Annotated in this window: 21 protein-coding genes; 10 read left to right on the top strand and 11 right to left on the bottom strand. The window is 58.0% G+C overall.

The genetic code is table 11. The annotated features are described in order from the left end of the window. Positions 1-7: 7 nt before the first annotated feature. On the bottom strand, positions 8-3058 hold the full coding sequence (gene fdnG, locus HB664_RS03025) for a formate dehydrogenase-N subunit alpha (RefSeq protein WP_094935278.1): 3051 nt from the start codon (positions 3056-3058) through the stop codon (positions 8-10). A 373-nt stretch (positions 3059-3431) separates the two neighbouring features. Here fdnG and fdhD point away from each other — a divergent pair, with 373 nt between their 5' ends. Beyond that, positions 3432-4268 carry a formate dehydrogenase accessory sulfurtransferase FdhD gene (gene fdhD / locus HB664_RS03020; protein WP_039264196.1) on the top strand — a complete coding sequence of 279 codons (837 nt, stop codon included), beginning with the start codon at positions 3432-3434 and terminating at the stop codon, positions 4266-4268. A 114-nt stretch (positions 4269-4382) separates the two neighbouring features. Continuing rightward, positions 4383-4595, top strand: coding sequence for a DUF1471 domain-containing protein (locus tag HB664_RS03015; protein WP_033146958.1), 213 nt, complete (start codon positions 4383-4385; stop codon positions 4593-4595). Positions 4596-4634: 39 nt separating this feature from the next. On the opposite strand, the gene HB664_RS03010 is transcribed toward HB664_RS03015, so the two are convergent. Together HB664_RS03010 and HB664_RS03005 are read right to left on the bottom strand one after the other, a co-directional pair. Beyond that, a complete protein-coding gene (locus HB664_RS03010) occupies positions 4635-4958 on the bottom strand; it encodes an AzlD domain-containing protein (protein ID WP_033146957.1) in 324 nt (107 codons plus the stop codon). Then, a complete protein-coding gene (locus HB664_RS03005) occupies positions 4958-5617 on the bottom strand; it encodes an AzlC family ABC transporter permease (RefSeq protein WP_023309745.1) in 660 nt (219 codons plus the stop codon). The genes HB664_RS03010 and HB664_RS03005 overlap by 1 nt, the downstream gene beginning before the upstream one ends. A 103-nt stretch (positions 5618-5720) precedes the next feature. Here HB664_RS03005 and HB664_RS03000 point away from each other — a divergent pair, with 103 nt between their 5' ends. The 4 genes from HB664_RS03000 (at position 5721) to HB664_RS02985 (ending at position 10831) form a co-directional block, all read left to right on the top strand. After that, on the top strand, positions 5721-6269 hold the full coding sequence (locus tag HB664_RS03000) for a helix-turn-helix domain-containing protein (protein ID WP_033146956.1): 549 nt from the start codon (positions 5721-5723) through the stop codon (positions 6267-6269). A gap of 17 nt (positions 6270-6286) precedes the next feature. After that, a complete protein-coding gene (locus HB664_RS02995; protein ID WP_045888505.1) occupies positions 6287-7282 on the top strand; it encodes a LacI family DNA-binding transcriptional regulator in 996 nt (331 codons plus the stop codon). A gap of 103 nt (positions 7283-7385) precedes the next feature. After that, positions 7386-9509: an alpha-galactosidase gene (locus tag HB664_RS02990; RefSeq protein ID WP_219940337.1), complete on the top strand. Its 2124-nt coding sequence runs from the start codon at positions 7386-7388 to the stop codon at positions 9507-9509. A gap of 44 nt (positions 9510-9553) precedes the next feature. Next, positions 9554-10831, top strand: coding sequence for an MFS transporter (locus tag HB664_RS02985; protein WP_219940336.1), 1278 nt, complete (start codon positions 9554-9556; stop codon positions 10829-10831). Here the strand turns inward: HB664_RS02985 and rhaM are convergent. The 5 genes from rhaM to rhaB all read right to left on the bottom strand — a co-directional run bounded on the left by rhaM (position 10819) and on the right by rhaB (position 15971). Then, complete coding sequence (gene rhaM / locus HB664_RS02980) at positions 10819-11133, bottom strand: L-rhamnose mutarotase (protein ID WP_219940335.1); 315 nt, start codon at positions 11131-11133, stop codon at positions 10819-10821. The two genes, HB664_RS02985 and rhaM, sit on opposite strands and share 13 nt — an antisense overlap. Then, positions 11130-12278, bottom strand: a complete 1149-nt coding sequence (gene fucO / locus HB664_RS02975) for a lactaldehyde reductase (RefSeq protein WP_219940334.1) — start codon at positions 12276-12278, stop codon at positions 11130-11132. The genes rhaM and fucO overlap by 4 nt, the downstream gene beginning before the upstream one ends. 41 nt (positions 12279-12319) lie before the next feature. Next, on the bottom strand, positions 12320-13150 hold the full coding sequence (gene rhaD, locus HB664_RS02970; RefSeq protein ID WP_182932127.1) for a rhamnulose-1-phosphate aldolase: 831 nt from the start codon (positions 13148-13150) through the stop codon (positions 12320-12322). A gap of 95 nt (positions 13151-13245) precedes the next feature. Continuing rightward, a complete protein-coding gene (gene rhaA, locus HB664_RS02965) occupies positions 13246-14505 on the bottom strand; it encodes an L-rhamnose isomerase (RefSeq protein ID WP_213329800.1) in 1260 nt (419 codons plus the stop codon). Continuing rightward, on the bottom strand, positions 14502-15971 hold the full coding sequence (gene rhaB, locus HB664_RS02960) for a rhamnulokinase (protein WP_196355208.1): 1470 nt from the start codon (positions 15969-15971) through the stop codon (positions 14502-14504). Before rhaB ends, rhaA begins: the two co-directional genes overlap by 4 nt. 301 nt (positions 15972-16272) lie before the next feature. On the opposite strand from rhaB, the gene rhaS reads away from it, so the two are divergent. Then, a complete protein-coding gene (rhaS, locus tag HB664_RS02955; RefSeq protein WP_058841952.1) occupies positions 16273-17109 on the top strand; it encodes an HTH-type transcriptional activator RhaS in 837 nt (278 codons plus the stop codon). Between the two features lie 73 nt (positions 17110-17182). Beyond that, positions 17183-18031 (top strand): HTH-type transcriptional activator RhaR, encoded by an 849-nt coding sequence (gene rhaR / locus HB664_RS02950; protein WP_033146946.1) that lies wholly within the window; start codon positions 17183-17185, stop codon positions 18029-18031. On the opposite strand, the gene rhaT is transcribed toward rhaR, so the two are convergent. Next, on the bottom strand, positions 18032-19066 hold the full coding sequence (gene rhaT, locus HB664_RS02945) for an L-rhamnose/proton symporter RhaT (protein WP_039264206.1): 1035 nt from the start codon (positions 19064-19066) through the stop codon (positions 18032-18034). It abuts the gene before it with no gap. A 288-nt stretch (positions 19067-19354) separates the two neighbouring features. Here rhaT and sodA point away from each other — a divergent pair, with 288 nt between their 5' ends. Together sodA and yiiM are read left to right on the top strand one after the other, a co-directional pair. Then, a complete protein-coding gene (sodA, locus tag HB664_RS02940) occupies positions 19355-19975 on the top strand; it encodes a superoxide dismutase [Mn] (RefSeq protein ID WP_004203668.1) in 621 nt (206 codons plus the stop codon). Positions 19976-20170: 195 nt separating this feature from the next. Next, entirely contained in the window at positions 20171-20845 is a 675-nt protein-coding gene (gene yiiM, locus HB664_RS02935) for a 6-hydroxyaminopurine reductase (RefSeq protein WP_047059165.1), read from the top strand. Between the two features lie 53 nt (positions 20846-20898). Here yiiM and cpxA read toward each other — a convergent pair whose 3' ends face one another. Together cpxA and cpxR are read right to left on the bottom strand one after the other, a co-directional pair. Beyond that, complete coding sequence (cpxA, locus tag HB664_RS02930; protein WP_023309731.1) at positions 20899-22272, bottom strand: envelope stress sensor histidine kinase CpxA; 1374 nt, start codon at positions 22270-22272, stop codon at positions 20899-20901. After that, positions 22269-22967 (bottom strand): envelope stress response regulator transcription factor CpxR, encoded by a 699-nt coding sequence (gene cpxR / locus HB664_RS02925; protein WP_006179159.1) that lies wholly within the window; start codon positions 22965-22967, stop codon positions 22269-22271. The genes cpxA and cpxR overlap by 4 nt, the downstream gene beginning before the upstream one ends. Between the last annotated feature and the right edge of the window lie 65 nt (positions 22968-23032).

Below are 23032 nucleotides of genomic sequence, written 5' to 3'. Positions count from 1 at the left end.
GTCTCCGTTACACCTTTTCCACGTTCACGAGGAAGGCCTTAAACTCCGGCGTCTGCGTGTTCGCATCGCCGACGAACGGCGTCAGGGTATTCGCAATGAACCCTTTCTTCGCCACGCCCTCATAGCCCCAGTGGATCGGAATACCGATGGTATCCACCTGCTGACCGTGAACGTTCAGCGTGCGAATACGCTTGGTCACCACCGCCTTGGCCTTGATATAGCCGCGATTAGAGGAGACCTTCACGGTATCGCCATGGGCAATGCCGAGCTTGCCCGCCAGCTTCTCGCCGATCTCCACGAACTGTTCCGGCTGCGCGATGGCGTTAAGCAGCGCGTGCTTGGTCCAGTAGTGGAAGTGCTCGGTCAGACGGTAGGTGGTACCCACGTACGGGAACTTGTCCTTTTTACCCAGCGCTTCGAAATCGCCCTTAAAGATACGGGCTGCCGGGTTAGAGACCACGTTCGGGTGCAGCGGGTTGGTACCCAGCGGCGTCTCAAACGGCTCGTAGTGTTCCGGGAACGGACCTTCCGCCATCTTATCGATAGCAAACAGACGCCCCATCCCTTCAGGCTGCATGATAAACGGCCCAACGTCGCTGCCCGGTGCGGCAGTGCTGTAGTCCGGAATATCCACGCCGCCCCATTTCGCGCCGTCCCACTTCAGAAGCTGACGCTTCGGATCCCACGGGTTGCCCTGCGGGTCAGCGGATGCGCGGTTATAGAGGATACGGCGGTTGAGCGGCCACGCCCATGCCCAGCCCAGCGTATTGCCCAGGCCTGACGGGTCGGCGTTATCGCGGTTGGCCATCTGGTTGCCCTTCGGCGTCCAGCTACCGGCGAAGATCCAGCAGCCGCTTGACGTGGTACCGTCATCGCGCAGGTGTGCGAAGGTGCTGAGCTGATCGCCTTTCTTCGCCAGCACGGTACCGGTGGCCGGGTCGATAACGTCCGCCAGCGCCTTACCGTTGCTCTCCATCGCCACTTCTTCCGGCGCAGGGTTTTCCGGCGTCGAGTAGTTCCAGGTCATGTTCAGCACCGGTTCCGGGTTCGCGCCGCCTTCTTCCGCATACATCTTACGCAGGCGTAAGAAGATGCCGGCCAGGATCTCGCCGTCGTTCATGGCGATGCCCGGGGCGTCCGCGCCTTTCCAGTGCCACTGCAGCCAGCGTCCGGAGTTGACGATAGAACCGTTCTCTTCCGCGAAGCAGGTCGACGGCAGACGGAACACTTCGGTCTGGATCTTCGACGGATCGACGTCGTTCGATTCACCGTGGTTCTGCCAGAAGGTTGAGGTCTCGGTATTGAGCGGGTCAATCGTCACCAGGAACTTCAGTTTCGACAGAGACTCAACAACCTTGTTCTTGTTCGGGAACGAGGCAACCGGGTTAAAGCCCTGGCACAGATAGCCGTTCACTTTGCCCTGATGCATCATCTCGAAATACTGCAGAACGTCGTAACCCTTGTCCCACTTCGGCAGCCAGTCAAAGCCCCAGCTGTTTTCAGCCGTCGCTTTATCGCCGAAGAAGGCTTTCATCATCGAGACGAAGAACTTCGGATAGTTGCCCCAGTAGTTTACCTGGCCTTCGAGCAGCGGTTTAGGCGTGCTGGCAGTCAGGTAGGTTTGCAGATCGGTCTGTTTCTCGCTTGGCAGGTTCATGTAACCCGGCAGGCTTTGAGACAGCAGGCCGAGGTCGGTCAGACCCTGAATGTTGGAGTGACCGCGCAGGGCGTTGACGCCGCCGCCTGCCATTCCCATGTTGCCTAGCAGGAGCTGAACCATTGCCATGGTACGGATGTTCTGCGCGCCGATGGAGTGCTGCGTCCAGCCGAGGGCGTACAGGAACGACGCGGTTTTATCTTTCGCGCTGGTTTCGGCGATCAGCTCGCACACCTTAAGGAAGTCTGCCTTCGGCGTACCGCAGATATTCTCAACCACCTCCGGCGTATAGCGGGAAACGTGCTCTTTCAGCAGGTTCCACACGCAGCGCGGGTGTTGCAGGGTGGTATCGCGCTTCGCAAAGCCTTTCTCATCCAGCTCGTAGTTCCAGCTGGTTTTGTCGTATTTGCGTTTTTCGGCGTCGTAACCGCTGAACAGGCCATCTTCGAAGTGGTAATCCTCACGCACGATCAGGCTGGCGTTGGTATAGGCTTCGGTGTATTCGCGGTTATATTTTTCGTTGGTCATCAGGTACAGCAATACGCCTGACAGGAAAGTGATGTCAGTACCTGAACGAATTGGGGTGTAGAAATCCGCCACTGACGCAGTACGCGTAAAGCGGGGATCGATCACAATCAGTTTCGCACCGTTGTGGATTTTGGCTTCCATCGCCCAGCGGAACCCGACAGGGTGCGCTTCAGCGGCGTTACCGCCCATCACCACAATGAGGTTGGCGTTCTTGATGTCGACCCAGTGGTTGGTCATCGCACCGCGACCAAATGTTGGAGCAAGACTTGCTACCGTTGGTCCGTGTCAGACACGCGCTTGGTTGTCGACCGCGAGCATACCGAGTGCGCGCGTAAATTTCTGGGTTAAATAACCGGTTTCGTTGCTGGAAGCAGAGGCACACAGCATCCCGGTGGAGAGCCAGCGGTTGACCGTGACGCCGTCGGCGTTCTTCTCAACAAAGTTGGCATCGCGGTCTTCTTTAATGTGTTTTGCGATGCGGTCAAACGCCTCTTCCCAGCTGATTTGCTGCCATTTATCGGAGCCAGGCGCGCGATATTCAGGGAACTTGAGGCGGCTTTCGGAGTGGATAAAGTCCACCAGACCGGCCCCTTTCGGGCACAATGCGCCGCGGTTGACCGGATGATCCGGGTCGCCTTCGATATGGAAAATAGACGCTTTGGCGTTTTTAGCACCGTCGCCGAGGCTATACATCAACAGCCCGCAACCGACAGAGCAGTACGTACAGGTATTACGGGTTTCACGGGTGCGCAGCAGTTTATACTGCCGCGTTTCCGCCAGCGCTACGCCGGGCGCAAAGCCCAGTGCCGCTGCCGTGGTGCCTGCCATACCGCCAGCGCAGATCTTAAAGAACTGCCTTCTGCTGACCTGCATGGGTCACTCCTTGTTTCGACATTGCTTACATATGTAGTTTTAACTTCGCGGTTGAGAATTGACCGCAAAGGAGAAAAATTTGCGTTAATCCCTCAATTCCACGAGGGATATCATCAGAATACCACAATGTCGGTACAGCTGTTCTAATGGCGTTAATACAAAGTGAACGTATTATCACCTTGTTGACTATAAAGTGTGATATTAATCACATTATTAACCCCGCATGTTAAAGGGGTGTAGCATGCGTTTTGTTGTACCTCTCACAAGTGAGTAGGTAAACTTGATGCTGAAAAGTTGATCCATACTATGCGTAAGCCCTGTTGTTTGTGATGCAATAGCAGGCTCACCTCCGTGGTTGTTCAGGAATACCGCTGTGTCTAAACAAAACCGTGCTCCCCACTCGTCCCCCCTGCCTGCGGGCATTGTGGAACTGTCGGTACACAGACCGCCCCACATTACCCATGCCACGCCGGATTTTCTGGCGGAAGAGGTGCCCGTTGCGCTCGTTTACAACGGTATCTCCCATGTGGTGATGATGGCTTCGCCGAAAGATCTCGAGCTGTTCGCCATCGGTTTTTCCCTCTCGGAAGGCATCATTGACCATCCGCAGGAGATCTACGGCATGGATGTGGTGCAGGCTTGCAACGGCCTTGAAGTGCAAATCGAACTCTCCAGCCGCCGCTTTATGGGGCTGAAAGAGCGCCGCCGCGCGCTGGCCGGGCGTACCGGCTGCGGCGTGTGTGGCGTTGAGCAGCTCAATGATATTGGCAAACCCGTTGCGCCACTGCCGTTTACTCAGACCTTTAATCTGGCTCACCTCGACCATGCGCTCGAGCACCTGAACGATGTACAGCCCATCGGCCAGCTGAGCGGCTGCACGCACGCGGCGGCATGGGTGTTGCCGTCGGGCGATATTGCCGGGGGCCACGAGGACGTGGGCCGCCACGTGGCGCTGGACAAGCTGCTCGGTCGCCGTGCGCGTGAAAGTGATGTCTGGATGCAGGGGGCGGCACTCGTTTCCAGTCGCGCCAGCTATGAGATGGTGCAAAAATCGGCGATGTGCGGTGTGGAAATTCTGTTCGCGGTGTCGGCGGCGACCACGCTGGCGGTGGAGGTGGCGGAACGCTGCAACCTGACGCTGGTGGGCTTCTGCAAGCCGGGAAGGGCGACGATTTATACCCATCCGCAGCGATTAATTGTTAATCAATAATTTTGAATGATAATAGCAAATCCTTCCGCTTTTAGTTGTTCGAGATGAGGCCTAGTATTTATCTCATCAAGGCACGGTGCCTTACCTAAACAACTTAATGAAAGGGTTTATATCATGAAAAGCATCAAAACTTTTGTCGCTGTAATCGCTCTGGCTACTTCTTTCGGTTCTTTCGCTGCACAGACCGTGACCGCTACCGCCTCTACCATTGATGGCGCAGAAGCTAAAATCGCGGCTCAGGCTCAGGATGCTGGCGCATCATCTTACAAAATTACCCAGGCGTTCTCAGGTAACCGCGTACACATGACTGCTGAACTGACTAAATAAGCTGTCACACCGTCGAGAGAGCGCCCCCGGGGCGCTTTTTTAGTTTATGCCCGCCACGCGCAGCAGCGCGGTTACCACTGCCGCCGCCACGATCACCACAATTAACGGCATCTTTCGCCAGGCCAGAAATACCGCAAACGCCACGCCCAGCACGCGCGCCATGCCGGCAAAGTGGTCACCTTCATAAAAGGTGGTCGCCAGCGCCACGGAAAACAGCAATACCGTTGCCGCATCTGACAGCAGCGCCTGTGAACGCTCTGACAATGCCAGCCTGCTGCCCAGTTTCGCCCCGCCAAGACGCATCAGATACGTTCCCGCAGACAAAATGGCGATGCCGAGAATAAAAAACGTCATATTTCCCATTATTTTTTCCTCGCAGCGAGACCCAGTAAGGAGAGCAGCACCGGTAATCCCACCGGGGCAAACGGCACGGCGGCCAGTGACAGCGCGGCGCCGCTGCAGGCGCGGATCAGCGTGGTACGGTTTTTAAACGCGGGAACCACCAGCGCCAGCAATATGGCCGGGAATACCGCATCCAGTCCGATGGTTTCCGGATCCGGCAGCAGCTTGCCGACCATAGCGCCCAGCAGGGCCCCCAGCGGCCAGACAATCGCCACGCCTAAACCACATAGCCAGTACGCCGCTTTGCGCTGTTCGGGCGTTTTTTGCGACAGACCAAACACCACGCTTTCGTCGTTCATGATGTGGCAGCCCAACAGGCTCAGGCCACGTTTGCCGACCAGCTCACGCACCGTCACGCCAAACGGCACGTGCCGCGCGTTGACCAGTAACCCCGCGGCTGCGGCCGCCAGCGGGTTACCGCCGCTTGCCACGATGCCAATAAACATAAACTCTGACGCGCCCGCGAGTACGGTGATGGAGAGTACAAACGGTACCCAGACCGGAAAACCGTAGGCCATCGCCAGGGAGCCGTATGACATCCCGACCACGCCGACCGCGAGGCAGACCAGGATGATTGCTTTTATGGTGTCGCCTTTCAGGCAAGAGAGATGATGCTTCATACATTTTTAGCCATATCGAACGGGTATCCATTATAATGAACGCAACAGAAGTGTTTTTCAAGATGAACGATTCGTTCGATTTAAAGAACAAAGAGGCCGTTTTATGACGCAGCCAATCAGCGTAATCGCCAAAAGCCTGGTGCGAGAACGCCTGCGAACCGGGCTTTCACTGGCGGAAATCGCTCGCCGTGCCGGGATCGCAAAATCCACGCTTTCTCAGCTAGAGTCAGGCAACGGTAACCCTAGCCTCGAAACGCTGTGGTCGCTTTGCGTGGCGCTGGATATTCCTTTTGCCCGCCTGCTTGAACCACAGCAGCCTACCACTCAGGTGATCCGTCGTGGTGAAGGTACGAAGGTCGTTGCCGGACAGGCCAACTACGAGGCGATACTGCTGGCGGCATGTCCGCCTGGCGCGCGACGCGACGTATACCTCCTGCTTACCCAGCCGGGCGCAGACCGCATTTCCCAGCCGCATCCGCCGGGGTCCGTTGAACACATTATTGTGACGCAGGGGCGCGCGTTAGTCGGCCTGATCGACGCGGCGGAAGAACTCGGCCCGGGAGATTACATCTGTTATCCCGCCGATCTGCCGCATATCTTTAAGGCGCTGGAGCCGGATACGCACGCGCTGCTGGTGGCGGAACAAAACTAACAGAGATACGGAAACTCATGTCGCTTAAAGCCATTGCTAAAGAACTGGGGCTGTCAGTCACCACCGTCAGCCGCGCCCTCAACGGATATGACGACGTCTCCGCCGAGACGCGCGCACGCGTGGAAGCTGAGGCTCAGCGCCGTGGTTACCGACCAAACACCTTTGCCCGCCGCCTGAAGATGGGCAAAATTGACGCCGTCGGGCTGGTGTTTCCCGTACATCCTGTTCCGCTCAATAACAGCGTATTTATGGACATGGTCGGCGAAATTAGCCATGAACTGGCGCGACATGAGATCGACTTATTGCTCATCGCCGACGACGATCTGGCGGATAAGCACAGCTATATGCGCATGGTGCAAAGCCGACGCGTCGACGCGCTGATCGTGGCGCACACGCTGGATCACGATCCGCGTCTTGTGCAGCTTCAGGCCGCCGGTTTTCCTTTCCTGGCGCTTGGGCGCAGCCACCTCCCGCAGCCGTATGCGTGGTTTGACTTCGACAACTATGCCGGTACCTGGCAGGCGACCCGCTGGCTGATCGAGAAAGGCCATCAGCGTATCGCGCTACTTGGCGAAAGCAACAATCAGGCATTTATCACCCAGCGCCGTCAGGGTTATCTCGACGCCCTGCGGGAAGCCGGGCTTTCCAGCGAATGGCTGCGCGCCATGCCGCCTTCGCGCCGCGTCGGGTATGCCACCACGAAAGAACTGCTTGCCCTGCCGCAGCCGCCAACGGCCATCATCACCGACTGTAACACCCACGGCGACGGCGCGGCGATGGCGCTGGCGCAGCTGGGGCGTTTATCCGGCGACAACGCCGTCTCGCTGGTGGTCTATGATGGCCTGCCGCAGGACAGCATCGTTGATATTGAGGTGGCGTCGGTGATCCAGTCCACCCGCCAGGGCGTCGGGAAACAGATTGCCGATATGGTGCGCCAGCTGATTAGCGGCGACGATATTGAACAGCTTCAGGTGCTCTGGCAGCCTGAATTCTCTCCGGGCCAGACGGCCTAAACCACTAAAATTCCAAACCCGATCACAGAACCGAAACGTTTTGGTTTGTATCCGAAACGTTTCGGATCAACACTCAGATCATCCCGATGACAGGAGATGTCTGATGCAAGATCCCGTTTTACGACTCGAAACCACGACGGTAGACGTGGTGATCAAAACCCATCCGTTCGCCGAAATTCTCTACTGGGGGCCTCACCTTCAGCACTTTTCGCCGCAGGATGTTGCTACGCTCGCACGTCCCGTTGCCAACGGCAGGCTTGACGTCGACTCCCCGGTCACGCTGATGGCCGAGCTGGGGCATGGTCTGTTTGGTTCGCCTGGCATTGAGGGTCATCGCCAGGGGCTGGACGGTTCCCCGGTGTTCAAAACCACGCAGGTGCAGCAGGACGTAAACACCCTGACGATTACCGCCGAAGATGAGCATGCGGGCTTGCGCCTGACCAGCGAGCTGGTGCTGGATGCCAGCGGCGTGCTGGTGGTTCGTCACGGTTTAACGAACCTGAAAGCGATCCCCTGGCAGGTTGACCGTTTCGCCGTCACGCTGCCGGTGGCCGAGCGCGCGCAGGAGGTGATGGCCTTCCACGGACGCTGGATCAGAGAGTTTCAGCCGCACCGCGTAAAGCTTGAACACGACAGCTTCGTGATTGAAAACCGTCGGGGTAAAACCTCCCACGAGCACTTCCCGGCGCTGATTGCCGGTACGCCGTCGTTCAGCGAAATGCAGGGCGACGTCTGGGGCGTGCATCTGGGCTGGAGCGGTAATCACCGCCTGCGCGCGGAAGCGAAAACCGACGGTCGTCGCTATCTTCAGGCCGAAGCGCTCTACCTGCCGGGTGAAATGGCGGTTGAGGAGGGCGATACGCTCTGGACGCCGCGCCTGTACGCCAGCTACTCCACGCAGGGCCTGAACGGCATGAGCCAGCCGTTTCATCGCTACCTGCGCAACAACGACATCCGCTTCCCGGAAAACAAACCGCGCCCGGTGCACCTCAATACCTGGGAAGGGATCTACTTCAACCACGATCCGGACTACATTAAGCGAATGGCCGACGAGGCTGCCGCGCTGGGCGTGGAGCGTTTCATCATTGATGACGGCTGGTTCAAAGGCCGTAACGACGACCATGCCGCGCTGGGCGACTGGTATCTGGACGAGAAAAAATACCCGAACGGCCTGACGCCGGTGATCGACCACGTCAAACGGCTCGGCATGGAGTTTGGCATCTGGGTTGAGCCGGAGATGATCAACCCGGATTCAGATTTGTACCGTGCGCATCCTGACTGGGTACTGGCGCTGCCGGGCTATCCCCGGGCGACCGGACGACACCAGCTGGTGCTCAATCTCAACATCCCGGAGGCCTTTGATTACCTGGTGGAGCGCATGAGCTGGCTGCTGGGCGAGCATGCGGTCGACTACGTGAAGTGGGACATGAACCGCGAGCTGGTGCAGCCTGGACACAACGGTAAAGCCGCCGCCGACGCCCAGACCCGTCAGTTTTACCGCCTGCTGGACGTGCTGGGCGAACGCTTCCCGCATATTGAGTTTGAATCCTGCTCCTCCGGCGGCGGTCGCATTGATTATGAGGTACTGACCCGCAGCCACCGCTTCTGGGCGTCCGACAACAACGACGCGCTGGAGCGCAGCACCATCCAGCGCGGCATGAGCTACTTCTTCCCGCCGGAGGTGATGGGCGCGCATATCGGTCATCATCAATGCCACGCCACCTTCCGCCAGCATAGCATCCAGTTTCGCGGGCTGACGGCTCTGTTTGGCCATATGGGGCTGGAGCTGGATCCGCTCACCGTGGACGCACGGGAGCGCGAAGGCTATCGCCATTACGCCGCGCTGCACAAGCAGTGGCGGGATGTCATTCATCACGGCACCCAGTGGCGAATTGATATGCCGGACGCCACCACGCTGGCGCAGGGTATTGTAAGCGAAGATAAGGCGCAGGGGCTGTTTATGGTCAGCCAGCTCGCGATGCCGGACTACAGCCTGATGATGCCGCTGCGCATGGCGGGGCTGGAGGCCAGCGCGCGGTACCGCGTCACGCTGCTCGATCACCCGAATATTCAGATTACGGGTGAGGGAGGGCACACCATGCGCAAGCTGCCGGCGTGGATGGAAACGCCGCAAACGGTGAGCGGCGAGTGGCTGATGCAGGCGGGCATTGCGCTGCCGATTCTGGATCCGGAAACCGCCATTCTAATTGGCGTTGAACGCGTGTAAGGGTGACGGGCCGGGCAGCCGGCCCTCCGTTGAGGATAAAAATAATGAACACAACAACCTGTACCCACAAAGACAACCCTAACTTCTGGATCTTTGGGCTGTTCTTCTTTCTCTACTTCTTCATTATGGCCACCTGCTTTCCGTTCCTGCCGATTTGGCTGTCGGACATCATCGGCCTGAATAAAACCCACACCGGGATTGTCTTCTCCTGCATCTCGCTGTCGGCTATCGCCTTCCAGCCAGTGCTGGGCGTGATTTCGGACAAGCTGGGGCTGAAAAAACACCTTCTGTGGATCATCGCGGTGCTGCTGTTTCTGTTCGCGCCGTTCTTCCTGTACGTCTTCGCGCCGCTGCTGAAAGTCAATATCTGGCTGGGCGCGCTGAGCGGCGGGCTGTATATCGGTTTTGTATTTTCGGCCGGATCGGGGGCGATTGAGGCCTACATTGAGCGCGTGAGCCGCAACAGCTTCTTTGAGTACGGCAAGGCGCGGATGTTTGGCTGCCTCGGCTGGGGCTTGTGCGCCTCAACGGGCGGCATCCTGTTCGGCATCGATCCGTCGTACGTTTTCTGGATGGGATCGGGAGCGGCATTGCTGCTGATGCTGCTGCTGGTGGTGGCGAAGCCAAAGCCCAACCAGACGGCGCAGGTCATGGATGCCCTGGGCGCGAACCAGCCGCAAATCACCGCCAAAACCGTGTTCAACCTGTTCCGCCAGCGCAGAATGTGGATGTTTATCCTCTACGTAATTGGCGTGGCCTGCGTGTATGACGTTTTCGACCAGCAGTTTGCCACCTTCTTTAAAACCTTCTTCGCCACGTCGCAGGAAGGAACCCGCGCCTTTGGTTTCGCAACGACTGCGGGGGAAATCTGTAACGCCATCATTATGTTCTGCTCGCCGTGGATCATTAACCGCATCGGCGCGAAGAACACGCTGCTGATCGCCGGGGTGATTATGGCGACGCGCATTATCGGCTCCTCGTTCGCCACCACCGCCGTGGAGGTGATTGCCCTCAAGATGCTGCACGCGCTGGAAGTCCCGTTCCTGCTGGTGGGCGCATTTAAGTACATCACCGGGGTGTTTGATACCCGACTGTCAGCGACTATCTATCTGATCGGCTTCCAGTTCGCCAAGCAGTCGGCGGCCATTTTCCTCTCCGCTTTTGCCGGGAATATGTATGACCGGATCGGCTTCCAGGAGACGTATCTGATGCTGGGCTGTTTCGTGCTGGCGATTACGGTGGTGTCGGCGTTTACGCTGAGCAGCAGGCAGGAGATCGCCGCCGCCGCGGGGGCAGCAGCGTTAACACATCAGTCCAGGTAAAAGACCTCTTTCAGCTCGGTACTCACCGGGCTGTTATCCGGGTTCGACGGCATGACGTCGCCCATATGTTTCCACCAGCGCTGGCAGACGTCGGTATTCGCTACCGCGCTCCAGCGCTCCTCCGATTCAATCTCTACGGACGCAAACAGCAGGCTGCGGGCCCTATCGAGATAAATGGCGTAGTGGTGTGCGCCGTGGTCTTTCAACACCTTTTCCAGCTCCGGCCAAATTGGATTGTGGCGGCGCGCGTACTCCTCGTGCGCGTCCGGGTTGACCTGCATCACAAAGGCTTTGCGGATCATAGTGCCTCCAGGTAAAGCTCGCGGACCTCATCACGGCTGGCGGCGCGCGGATTGCATGGCGCACACGGATCGGCGAGCGCTTTATCCAGCCAGCCTTCAATATCGGCTTTGGTCACGCCGAGCTGGCTAAAGCCCGCAGGGATGCCGACGCGAGCGCTCAGGTTGCGAATCGCCTGAATGGCGGACATGCTGGCGGCTTCATCGCTCATGCCGCGGGTATCGACGCCCATCGCCTGCGCCACGCGGGCAAAACGCGCAATTGCGTTCGGGCGGTTAAAGCTTTCAACGATCGGCAGCAGGATGGCGTTGCACACGCCGTGCGGCAGGTTGTGCGTCGCGCCCGGCTGGTGCGCCAGGGCATGCACAAGGCCGAGACCCGCACTGTTAAACGCCATGCCCGCCAGATACTGGCCAAACGCCATCTGCTCGCGCGCCTCAAGGTTATGACCGTCTTCGACCGCTTCCGGCAGCCACAGGTTGATCAGGCGAATTGCTTCCAGCGCGTTGGCGTCGGTCAGCGGGTGCGCGCCAACGGACACGTAGGCTTCAATGGCGTGGGTTAGCGCATCCATACCGGTTGCGGCAGTCACGGAGGCGGGAATATCGAGCATCACGCTGGCATCGTCCACGGCGATGTCCGGGATGATGTTTGGGTCAATAATCACCTCTTTCACCTGACGCGCGGAGTCGATGATCACCGCATTGCTGGTCATCTCCGCCGCCGTGCCTGCGGTGGTGTTAATTGCCACCAGCGGCACGCCCGCATTTTTCACCTTGCCGACGCCGGAATAATCGGTTGACGGGCCGGGGTTGGCGGTGAGGATTTTAATCGCCTTGGCGGTGTCAATCGGGCTGCCGCCGCCGAAGGCAATCACGTAATCACACTCCGCGTCCCGGTAAGCCGAAATTCCTTTTTGCACAAGCGCTTCCGTCGGATTCGGGAACACCTCATCGAACAGGTGATACGACATCTGATGGGCGTCCAGCGCGGTAAACAGGCTGTCGAGCAGGCCCAGCTTTACCAGCTGGCCGTCGGTGACAATCAGCGCTTTTCCCCACTGCTTGTTCGCAACCAGGTTAACCATATCGCCGATTGCGCCCGCGCCGTGAAGGCTGATTTTTGGAAGTGCCAACATAAAGCTCATGATAATTCTCCTTAACGATCAACGTTTGTCCTGCGAAGGCGTTATGCGTACAAATCCAGCGCGGATTGCAGCGGGCTCACGCCAAAGCGCTTGCCGAGGGCGATGAGTTCTTCCCGGGAAATGGTCTGCTTCATGCCGCCCATGGAGTACACCTTCACCAGCACTTCCGCTGATTTCTCAGCGGTGTCGATCAGGCCAAAGGTTTCATCCAGCGTTGGGCCGCTGCCGAACACGCCGTGGAACGGCCACAGCACCAGAGTATGTTTTTGCATATCAACGGCGGTTGCCTGGCCGATTTCGTCGGTACCCGGCACCATCCACGGCAGAATGCCCACGCCGTCCGGAAACACCACCAGACACTCGGTACTGCCTTCCCACAGCTTGCGGGTGATGAAGTCGGCGCTGTTTTCCAGCACGTAGGTCAGGGCGATCAGGTTGGTGGCGTGGCAGTGCATGATCACGCGGTCTTTGCCGTTCGTCGCCCTGATGCGCTCGCAGTGGGAGAGGAAGTGCGCCGGCAGTTCGGAGGTGGGCACCGCCTCGTCGGTCAGACCCCACAGAATGTGGTAGCCCGCGCCGTCGCTGTCCACTTTCACCACGCCGAGGTTGGCCTCCGGGTCGAGCTGGACGTTACGGAAGAACTTGCCGGAACCGGTGACGATAAACGGCGTGTTGGCGAGCAGCGGCATCGGCTGGCTCAGCGCGATATAGCGCGGCTTCTGGTGGAAATCGGCCGCGAACGGTTCGATATCCGCGTCGTCCAGGCGCAGCGTCAGGTTGCCGCCGTTGCGCTCGTCCCAGCCTTTCAGCCAGGCGTCGGAGGTGGCTTTGATCATGCCCTGGACGAACCAGGAAGTGGTGATGGTCTGCATACTGTGGTTCCTTTGAAAATGCCGGGTGGCGCTGCGCTTACCCGGCCTACGCTTACCTGTAGGCCCGGCAAGCAACGCGCCGCCGGGCGATGTTTTTACTGACGAGCGGCGAGAACGTCTTTCTCATACGCTCGCACGTTGTCCAGCCACTGGCTGCCCGCCGGGGCGTCGTTACGCTGACAGTACATCTCCCACACCGCCTGCCACGGCAGGGATTTCTGCTCTTCCAGCAGCGCCAGACGGGCGGTGTAGTCGCCGTTAGCCTCCAGCTGTTTCAGCGCGGCGACAGGCTCCAGCAGCGCGCGCAGCAGGGCTTTCTTCATGTTGCGGGTGCCGATAACCCACGCTGCGATGCGGTTGATGGAAGCATCGAAGAAGTCGAGGCCGATGTGTACGCGGTCAAAGAGGTCGTGACGGATGATTTCGCTGGCAATCGCCTGGGTTTCGTCATCCAGCAGCACCACGTGATCGCTGTCCCAGCGTACCGGACGGCTGACGTGCAGCAGCAGGCGCGGCACGTAGAGCATGGCGGCGGAGATTTTGTCGGAGATCACCTCGGTCGGGTGGAAGTGGCCGGCATCCAGACACAGCGCGGTCTGGCGGCTGGTGGCGTAACCCATGTAGAACTCGTTCGAGCCCACGGTGTAGCTCTCGGCGCCAATGCCGAACAGCTTGCTCTCTACGGCGTCGATGTGGTGCGCCGGGTCCAGCTTCTCGCTGATGGCCTCATCCAGCGCGGCCAGCAGGCGCTGGCGCGGGGCCAGACGGTCGACGGTGATATCCTTCATGCCGTCCGGGATCCAGATGTTCATCACCGACGGCGTGCCGAGCTGCTCGCCGAAATAGGCCGAAACGCGGCGGCTGGCCTTCACGTGGTCGATCCAGAACTGGCGGATGTCGTCGTCCGCGTGGGCGAGGGTAAAACCGTCCGCGCTCAGCGGATGTGAGAAGCAGGACGGATTAAAGTCCAGGCCCAGCCGGTTGGCTTTGGCCCACTCCACCCAGTTCTTAAAGTGTTCCGGTTTGATTTCATTGCGCGCCACCGGCTCGTCGGATTCGAGATAAATCGCATGCAGGTTCAGGCGTTTTGGCCCCGGGATCAGGCTCAGCGCCAGCTCCAGGTCGGCGCGCAGTTCGGTCGCGTTACGCGCTTTGCCCGGGTAGTTACCGGTGGCCTGAATACCACCCGTCAGGGAACCGCCTGGGTTCTCGAAACCGGCGACGTCATCGCCCTGCCAGCAGTGCATGGAGACGGGCAGACGGTCGAGCTGGCGCAGCGCCTCTTCGACATCCACGCCGACGGCGGCGAAACGCTGTTTAGCCAGGCCCCAGGCTTGTTCTAATTGAGTTGTCATGCGCAAAGCTCCTTAGTCAGTCGGTTTTGCTGAAACTGCGCCCGAAAGCGAGCAATTTCACGGCAGGGATTGGGGGTGAAGGTGGTCAGGCTGGCGTTAGCCGCCACCACCGAACGGAAGTCGTCAACGCTGGAAAGTTCGTCCAGGGTCATCAGCTGAATGCCGATATTCCCGAGCGTGGAGGCCTCCACGGGACCCGCCACCACGGTGATGCCGCAGGCATCGGCGCAGAGCTGGTTCAGCAGCTGGTTCTGGCAGCCGCCGCCCACGATATGCAGCTGGCTAAACGGTTTTCCGCGAAGGCTCGCCAGCTCGCTGAGGATGTCGGCATACAGCAGGGCGAGGCTGTCAAAAATGCAGCGCGCCAGTTCTGAAGGGCTCGACGGCACCGGCTGCCCGCCCTCGACGCAGGCGGCCTGAATTTCGGCGCTCATGTGCGCCGGGTTGATAAAGCGGTCATCGTTCGGGTTGATCAGGAACGTACAGGCCTTCAGCTTCTCGGTTTCGGCGATAAGCGCGGGCAGGTCGGTAATGTTTTGCTCTTTCAGCACCCGCTGGAGCAGCCACAGCCCCATGATGTTTTTCAGTACGCGGTAGCGGCCTTCGGCACCGCCTTCGTTGGTAATGTTTGCGGCCATCGCGGCATCGCTGGCGTACGGGGTTTTGCTCTCAAAGCCCATCAGCGACCAGGTGCCGGACGAGAGGTAAGCCGCGTCTTTGCTTGCAAGTGGGGACGCTATTACCGCGCTGGCGGTATCGTGGCTGGCGACGGCAACGACAGGGATTGCGTTCCCCTGGGGGCAAATCCAGTGACCGATCACGTTACCCGGGTGGGTGGGTGTGCCGAACCAGGAAGGCGACGCCCCCGTCCAGGCCAGCAGATGTTCATCCCAGCTATCCGAGTTGATATTGACCAGTTGCGTGGTGGTGGCGTTGGTATATTCCCAGTTCATGTTGCCGGTCAGGCGATAGCTCAGGTAGTCCGGGATCAGCAGCGCATGAGCCACGTCCGCGACCAGCTCCGGCTGTTGCTCGACCAGGGCACGCAGCTGATAAAGCGTGTTAAACGGCAGAAACTGAATGCCGCTGCGCCCGTAGATGTTGTCCTTGCCAAGCTGGGCGATAGCGTTCGCCATCAGGCCGTCGGTACGGCTGTCGCGATAAGAAACCGGCAAGCCGACGCGCTCGCCATGGCTATCAAGCAGAACGTAGTCCACGCCCCAGGTATCAATGCCGATGCTGTCGATGCGAATGCCACCGTTGCAGACGTTGTTCAGTCCGGTACGGATCTCTGCCTCCAGGGCATCGATATCCCAGGTATCAAAACCGTCCTGCTTTTGCAGGCAGTTGGCGAAACGGTGCATTTCGCGAAGCGAAAGCGCGTGCTGCTCACGGTCCCAGCTCGCGAGCATTACGCGGCCGCTGGATGCGCCTAAATCGACAGCCACACAATGGCGAAAAGTCATGGTCGGGTCCTTTCTTAAGTCATTAGCGGTGAGTGTAAAAAAGGGAAGAAAAAGTCACCTTCTCACCACTGACAGGCCAAATCTCGCGCTGGCAAGAAAGCAAAGGTGAATGTGAGGGCGTTCACAGTTTCCAGCAGTGACGGGATGCTCAGGCAGTGTGACGCTGAGCGCATTTCCCGATCTTTCCCCCTGTATCTTGAAAAATGGACAGCTTTTGCGAGGTTTACTGCCAAAAATTGAAGGTGAGTGTGGGAGGCCTTAATTACTATTTTGAGAACATTTTTCATTGGTGGGGGCCGTCATGACCGTACTGCACTGCGTGGATTTTTTTCCTTCAGGAGGTTCGCCTGTCGCGATTGAGCCACGGCTTCCTCAGGCTGCGTTCCCGGAGCATCATCATGATTTTCACGAAATTGTGATTGTTGAGCGCGGGACGGGTATTCATGTTTTCAATGGCCAGCCTTATACCATCAGCGGCGGTACGGTGTGCTTCGTGCGCGACCACGACCGGCACCTGTATGAACATACCGACAACCTGTATCTGACGAATGTGCTTTACCGTTCCCCGGACGCGTTCCAGTTTCTTTCGGGGCTGAGCCAGCTGTTGCCCCAGGAGCAAGACGGACACTATCCGTCGCACTGGCGGGTGAATCAGTCCATCCTGCAGCAGGTGCGTCAGCTGGTGAGCCAGATGGAGAAGAGCGAGGACGGGCAGGAGACGCACGCCATTGCCACGCGCGAACTGCTGTTTATGCAGCTTCTGGTGCTGCTGCGCCGCAGCAGCCTGGTGGAAGGGCTGGAAGATAACAACGCGCGCCTGAACCATCTGCTGGCCTGGCTGGAAGATCATTTTGCCGAGGATGTCTGCTGGGAAACCCTTGCGGATGATTTTTCCCTGTCGTTGCGTACCCTGCATCGCCAGCTTAAACAGCACACCGGACTGACGCCGCAACGCTACCTTAACCGTCTGCGCCTGATCAAAGCGCGTCATCTTTTACGTCATACCGACGATAGCGTCACGGATATTGCCTATTGCTGCGGTTTTGGCGACAGCAATCACTTTTCAACGCTGTTTCGCCGGGAATTTAACTGGTCTCCGCGCGATATTCGCCAGGGAAAAGACGCGATGCTTCAGTAACGCGAGGGCAGTCACCGTTTTATTTCCGCAAAAAAGCTAATAGTGTCAGGTTATTCGGCGTAGAGGTCGTGGTGTGGCTGCTCAGTTAATTCTTCGCAAAGATGATTTTTTTGCCTCCGCGAGTCAGGCCGTCACGGTGGCCGATCGCTACCCGCAGGACGTCTTTGCCGAACATACCCACGAGTTTTGCGAGCTGGTGCTGGTTTGGCGCGGTAACGGCCTGCACATCCTCAACGACCGTCCCTACCGCATCACGCGCGGAGACCTGTTCTACATTCGCGCGGATGATAAACACTCCTACGCCTCGGTTAACGACCTGGTGCTGCAAAACGTTATTTACTGTCCGGACAGGCTCAAGCTTAACGTGGACTGGGCCGCGAGCATTCCGGGCTTTCTTGATGCTAAGGGTTCTCCGCACTGGCGCTTAAGCAGTAGCGGTATGGCTCAGGTACGGCAGGTTATTTCTCAACTGGAGCAGGAGAGCCAGAAGAACGACCCCGTTGCTAACCAGCTGGCGGAGTTGCTTTTCGCCCAGCTGGTGATGACGTTGAAGCGCCATCGTTACGCCACTGATAACCCCTCCGCCACAACGCAGGAAGCGCTGCTGGATAAGCTCATCACCCGGCTTGCGGGCAGCCTGAATAAAAACTTTGTACTGGAGAAATTCTGCGAGCAGGAACAGTGCAGCGAGCGCGCGTTGCGCCAGCATTTCCGCACCCTGACCGGGATGACGGTGAACCACTACCTGCGCCAGCTGCGCATCTGCCATGCACAATATCTCCTCCAGCATACGGAGTGGATGGTCAGTGATGTGGCGATGCGCTGCGGCTTTGAGGACAGTAACTACTTTTCGGTGGTGTTTAACCGCGAGGTGGGGATGACGCCGGTACAGTGGCGTCATCGCAGTCGAAAGGGGGCGTAATCAGTTTGCCATGCCGAGGCCGACGATATTGGCAGCGATAATAATCACCACGCAGCCGAGGCTCAGTACGCCAACCGGACGACGTCCGGCGTTCGTCCACTCTTTCAGCACCAGCCCAACCAGCCCGCCGCAAAGTACGTAGAAACTCATGTGCAGCATCCAGCTTATATAGTCGTATTGCGCCGGAATACTGGCGTGGCCCCAGGCGTAGAAGAAGAACTGCAAATACCACATCAGGCCGCCCAGAGCGGAGAGCAGCACGTTGGTGATGATGAGCGATGTTGCCAGCGAGAAATCGGTTTTTACCGACAGGTTTTTTACTTTTGCCAGACGAATGAAGCAGAAGCCCAGGTTAACCATCGCGCCGCCACCCATAATCACGACATAGCTTGGCAGCGCAACGTACAGCGGGTCGACGCCCAGCGCGGCAGCCGCTTCGTGCATCGGTTTGGCGGCGTTCATCGCGAACGACATGCCGGCCGAGAAAATGCCGCACATCACCGCCAGCAGCAGACCTTTCTTCAGGTTAAAATCTTCAGCTTTAATGCCCATCTTGCGCTCTTTCAACTGCCCCGCACGCGTCACAATTCCTACGCCAATGACCGCCACCAGCACGCCCAGGAGCGTCATCCGCCCACCCTGAGTATTAATAAGCACGTCGAAGTTGCCGTTGAGAATTGGCGTCATCAGGGTACCGACGATCAGCGTGATGCCAATCGCGATACCAATCCCCATCGACATGCCGAGATAACGCATGGTGAGGCCATAGTTGATGTTGCCGACGCCCCACATCGCGCCGAACAGGAACACCGGCAGCAGGGTGGCGGCGCTGAAGGAGGAGAAGTAGCCCCAGAAATCGGGCAGCAGCATGGCGCTAATGGTCCAGGGCAAAATCAGCCAGGACACGATACCGCCAACGGACCACATGGTTTCCCATGACCAGCCTCTCACTTTTTTAAAAGGAGCATAGAAACAGGCTGCACTGGCAGCGCCTATCAAATGCCAGAAGATACCCATCGTAATCGCATGATTCATTTTTACACCCTCATCGTTTTTATCGTCAGTGGCTTCCCACCGACTTGAGGAGTGTAAAAATTAGGCGGTTTGGGGACCTTCAGAAGGTTGCCGCAGATGTGTTCTGGATGGCAATCAGCACGTTAACCGCGTGAGCAGACTCACAATTTCGCGATTAATCGAAAAACGAATAACCTTATAAAAACTACGGCATTGATAATCATTTTCAATATCATTTAATTAACTATAATGAACCAACTGCTTACGCGGCATTAACAGCTGTGCCGCCCGACAATAATGGAGAGGATTATGAGTTATACACTGCCATCCCTGCCGTATGCCTACGACGCACTGGAACCGCATTTCGACAAGCAGACGATGGAAATCCATCACACTAAACACCACCAGACCTATGTGAACAACGCGAACGCCGCGCTGGAAAGCCTGCCAGAGTTCGCTAACCTGTCTGCTGAAGAGCTGATCACCAAGCTGGACCAGCTGCCAGCGGACAAGAAAACCGTTCTGCGTAACAACGCTGGCGGCCACGCTAACCACAGCCTGTTCTGGAAAGGCCTGAAAACCGGTACCACCCTGCAGGGCGACCTGAAAGCGGCTATCGAGCGCGACTTCGGTTCCGTTGACAACTTCAAAGCGGAATTCGAAAAAGCCGCTGCAACCCGTTTCGGCTCTGGCTGGGCGTGGCTGGTTCTGAAAGGCGACAAGCTGGCGGTGGTTTCTACTGCTAACCAGGACTCCCCGCTGATGGGTGAAGCGATTTCTGGCGCATCCGGCTTCCCAATCCTGGGTCTGGACGTGTGGGAACACGCTTACTACCTGAAATTCCAGAACCGTCGTCCGGACTACATCAAAGCCTTCTGGGACGTGGTGAACTGGGACGAAGCAGCAGCGCGTTTCGCCGCTAAAAAATAAGGTTGCATTGACGCCTGTGAGAAGCGAGTCTTATGACTCGCTTTTTTTGTATCTGTATACCCGTCATACTTCAAGTTGCAGGTGCGTTGGCTGCGTTCGCTCACCCCAGTCACTTACTTGAGTAAGCTCCTGGGGATTCACTCTCTTGCCGCCTTCCTGCAACTCGAATTATTTAGGGCATATAAAGGAGCAGCAATGCATTACCCGGTGAACGTGTTTACAGGCAAGGTAAGGGAGTACGACGGCAGCCGCCCGAGTGCCATCGCCAAAATTCAGGTCGACGGTGAGTTGACGTTAACCGACCTCGGGCTTGCGGGTGACGAGCAGGCCGAAAAGAAAATCCACGGCGGGCCCGATCGCGCGCTGTGCCACTACCCGCGCGAACACTATCAGCACTGGAAAACCGAGTTTCCCGAGCAGGCGGACCTCTTCGTCGCCCCCGCGTTTGGGGAGAATCTCTCCACCGAAGGGCTCACCGAAAAGAACGTGTTTATCGGTGATATCTACCGCTGGGGCGATGCCCTGATTCAGGTGACGCAGCCACGCTCGCCGTGCTTCAAGCTCAACTACCACTTCGGTATTCAGGATATGTCGGCCCAGCTGCAAAAAGCGGGTAAAACCGGCTGGCTGTATCGCGTGGTGCTGGCTGGGCAGGTTTCAGCGGACGCGCCGCTTGAGCTGGCGTCGCGCCTGAGCGATGTGTCTGTTTATGACGCCTGCGCCATTGCCTGGCATATGCCGTTTGACGACGAACAGTATCACCGCCTGCTGTCGGCCGCGGGGTTATCCATCAGCTGGACAAGAACGATGCAGAAGCGGCGTTTAAGCAGCAAGATCGAGGATAATTCGCGGAGATTGTGGGGGAAATAGTCCTCCGCAGAAAGTAGGCCGGGTAAGGCGAAGCCGCCACCCGGCACTAACAGCTACGAACGCTTATACAGCGGTAGCCACAGCGTTAAACGTAGTCCACCCAGCGGGCTGTCGTCGGCTTTCACCCAGCCACGGTGCTGCTGCATGGCGGTTTCAACAATCGCCAGACCCAGTCCCGTGCCGCCCGATTCCCGGTCGCGCGCCTCATCGGTACGATAGAACGGACGGAAAATCTGCTCGCGGTCTTCCGGGCTCACGCCTGGGCCGTCATCATCGACAATGACGGTGATCCCGTCTTTATCCACCGAGAACGCCACCTCAATCTTCGTATGCGAGTAGCGAAGAGCGTTACGCACGATGTTCTCCAGTGCGCTTTCCAGCGTGTTGGGGTTACCGTACAGCGGCCACGGGCCCGGCGGGAAGTTGACGGTAAAGGATTTACCCATCTGTTCCGCTTCGAACGCCGCGTTGTCCAGCACCTCGTGCCAGAGGTGATTCGCTTTCACCGTTTCGCTGACCAGCGCGTTTTTCTGCTGATTGCGCGACATGACCAGCAGGTCGTTGATCATGCTGTCCAGGCGGTGCGCTTCCGTTTCAATACGCTCCAGCTCTTTGCTCTCACCGCTGCGGCGGCGCAGCAGCGCGGTGCCAAGCTGCAAGCGCGTAAGCGGGGTACGCAGCTCGTGCGAGATATCCGACAGCAGACGTTGCTGCGCGGTCATCATGCGGTCGAGCGCGCTCACCATCTGGTTAAAACTGGTTCCGGCGGCAAGGAACTCCTGCGGACCTGCTTCCAGTTCAGGGTGTTGTCGCAGGTTACCCTGCGCCACCTCATCGGCGGCATTCTTCAGTTTACGCGCCGGTTTTGCCAGGCTCCACGCCAGCCATAACAGCAGCGGTGAGCTGACCAGCATGGTGACAATCAGCAGCAGGAGAGGGCGGTCAAACAGCAGGTTGATAAAATCAGACTGGGAGTTGCTCGCCGGACGGATCAGATAGAGCTGATAATTATCCTCTCCGTCCCTGACGGAGAAAGGCCCTACCATCTCTACGCGGCCATATTTCTTCTTCTGGGGATGATCGGCATTATCCGCCTGGCCAATGAAGTTGCGGATAATCTGCATTTCATTGCGATCGGCCCCAATGACGCGGCCTTCGCTGGTCACCAGCAGCAGGCGTTGTCCGGGCGGCGCCCACTTGTCGATAGCGCGAAACAGCCTGCGCCACCACATTAAATCGTTTGGCGGATCGTTTGCCAGCTCGGCTTCCACGTGCTGCTCGATCATCACGCCCTGACGTTGCTCGCTGTCGAGAAGCTCCGTCATCTGGCGTGAGTCGAGTTTTGGCAACATCAAAACGAGCATTAAAACCAGTGCCAGCGTCAGCCAGAAGATGGCGAAGATGCGGGCGGTTAAGCTTCCTATCATGAAGCGGAAACCATCAGATAACCGCGACCACGCAGGGTTTTAAACCATGGGTGACCGTCTTTACGCTCCGGCAGCTTACGGCGCAGGTTAGAGATGTGCATGTCGATGGCGCGGTCAAACGGGGTGAGGCGTTTGCCCAGCACTTCCTGGCTTAGATGTTCACGCGAAACCACCTGGCCGAGGTGCTGCGCCAGCAGATACAGCAGGGTGAACTCCGTGCCGGTCAGTTCCAGCGTCTGGCCATCAAAGCTTGCTTCCTGACGGCCCGGGTTCAGGCTCAGAGAGTCGACTTCAAGAGTAGGCGAGCTGTTGTCGGTATTTTGCTGCTGCTCGCTCCAGTGGGAACGACGCAGGATAGCGCGAATACGGGCAACCAGTTCACGGTCATTAAACGGCTTGGGTAAATAGTCATCCGCGCCCAGCTCAAGGCCGAGTACGCGGTCAAGTTCGCTGCCGCGCGCGGTCAGCATAATAACGGGAGTCTGGTGTGTCTGGCGAAGCTCTTTCAACGTATCAATACCGTTTTTCTTCGGCATCATCACGTCGAGCAAAAGTAAATCGATGCTGTCGTCAAGGAGACTCAGCGCCTGCTCGCCATCATGGGCAACCAGGACGTTGAAACCTTCCATGTCGAGCAACTCCTTTAAAAGGGATGTGAGCTCTCGGTCATCATCAACTAACAGGATTTTATTCATTGTTTAAATACCTCCGAGGCAGAAATTACGACATCAAGGCTGTCTAATCCATGACTTTACGTTGT

It is taken from the genome of Enterobacter sp. DNB-S2 (assembly GCF_019443845.1).
GTDB classification, from domain to species: domain Bacteria; phylum Pseudomonadota; class Gammaproteobacteria; order Enterobacterales; family Enterobacteriaceae; genus Enterobacter; species Enterobacter asburiae_B.
The sequence above is the reverse complement of the archived record's forward strand: the minus strand, read 5'-3'. Positions and strand labels throughout refer to the sequence as shown.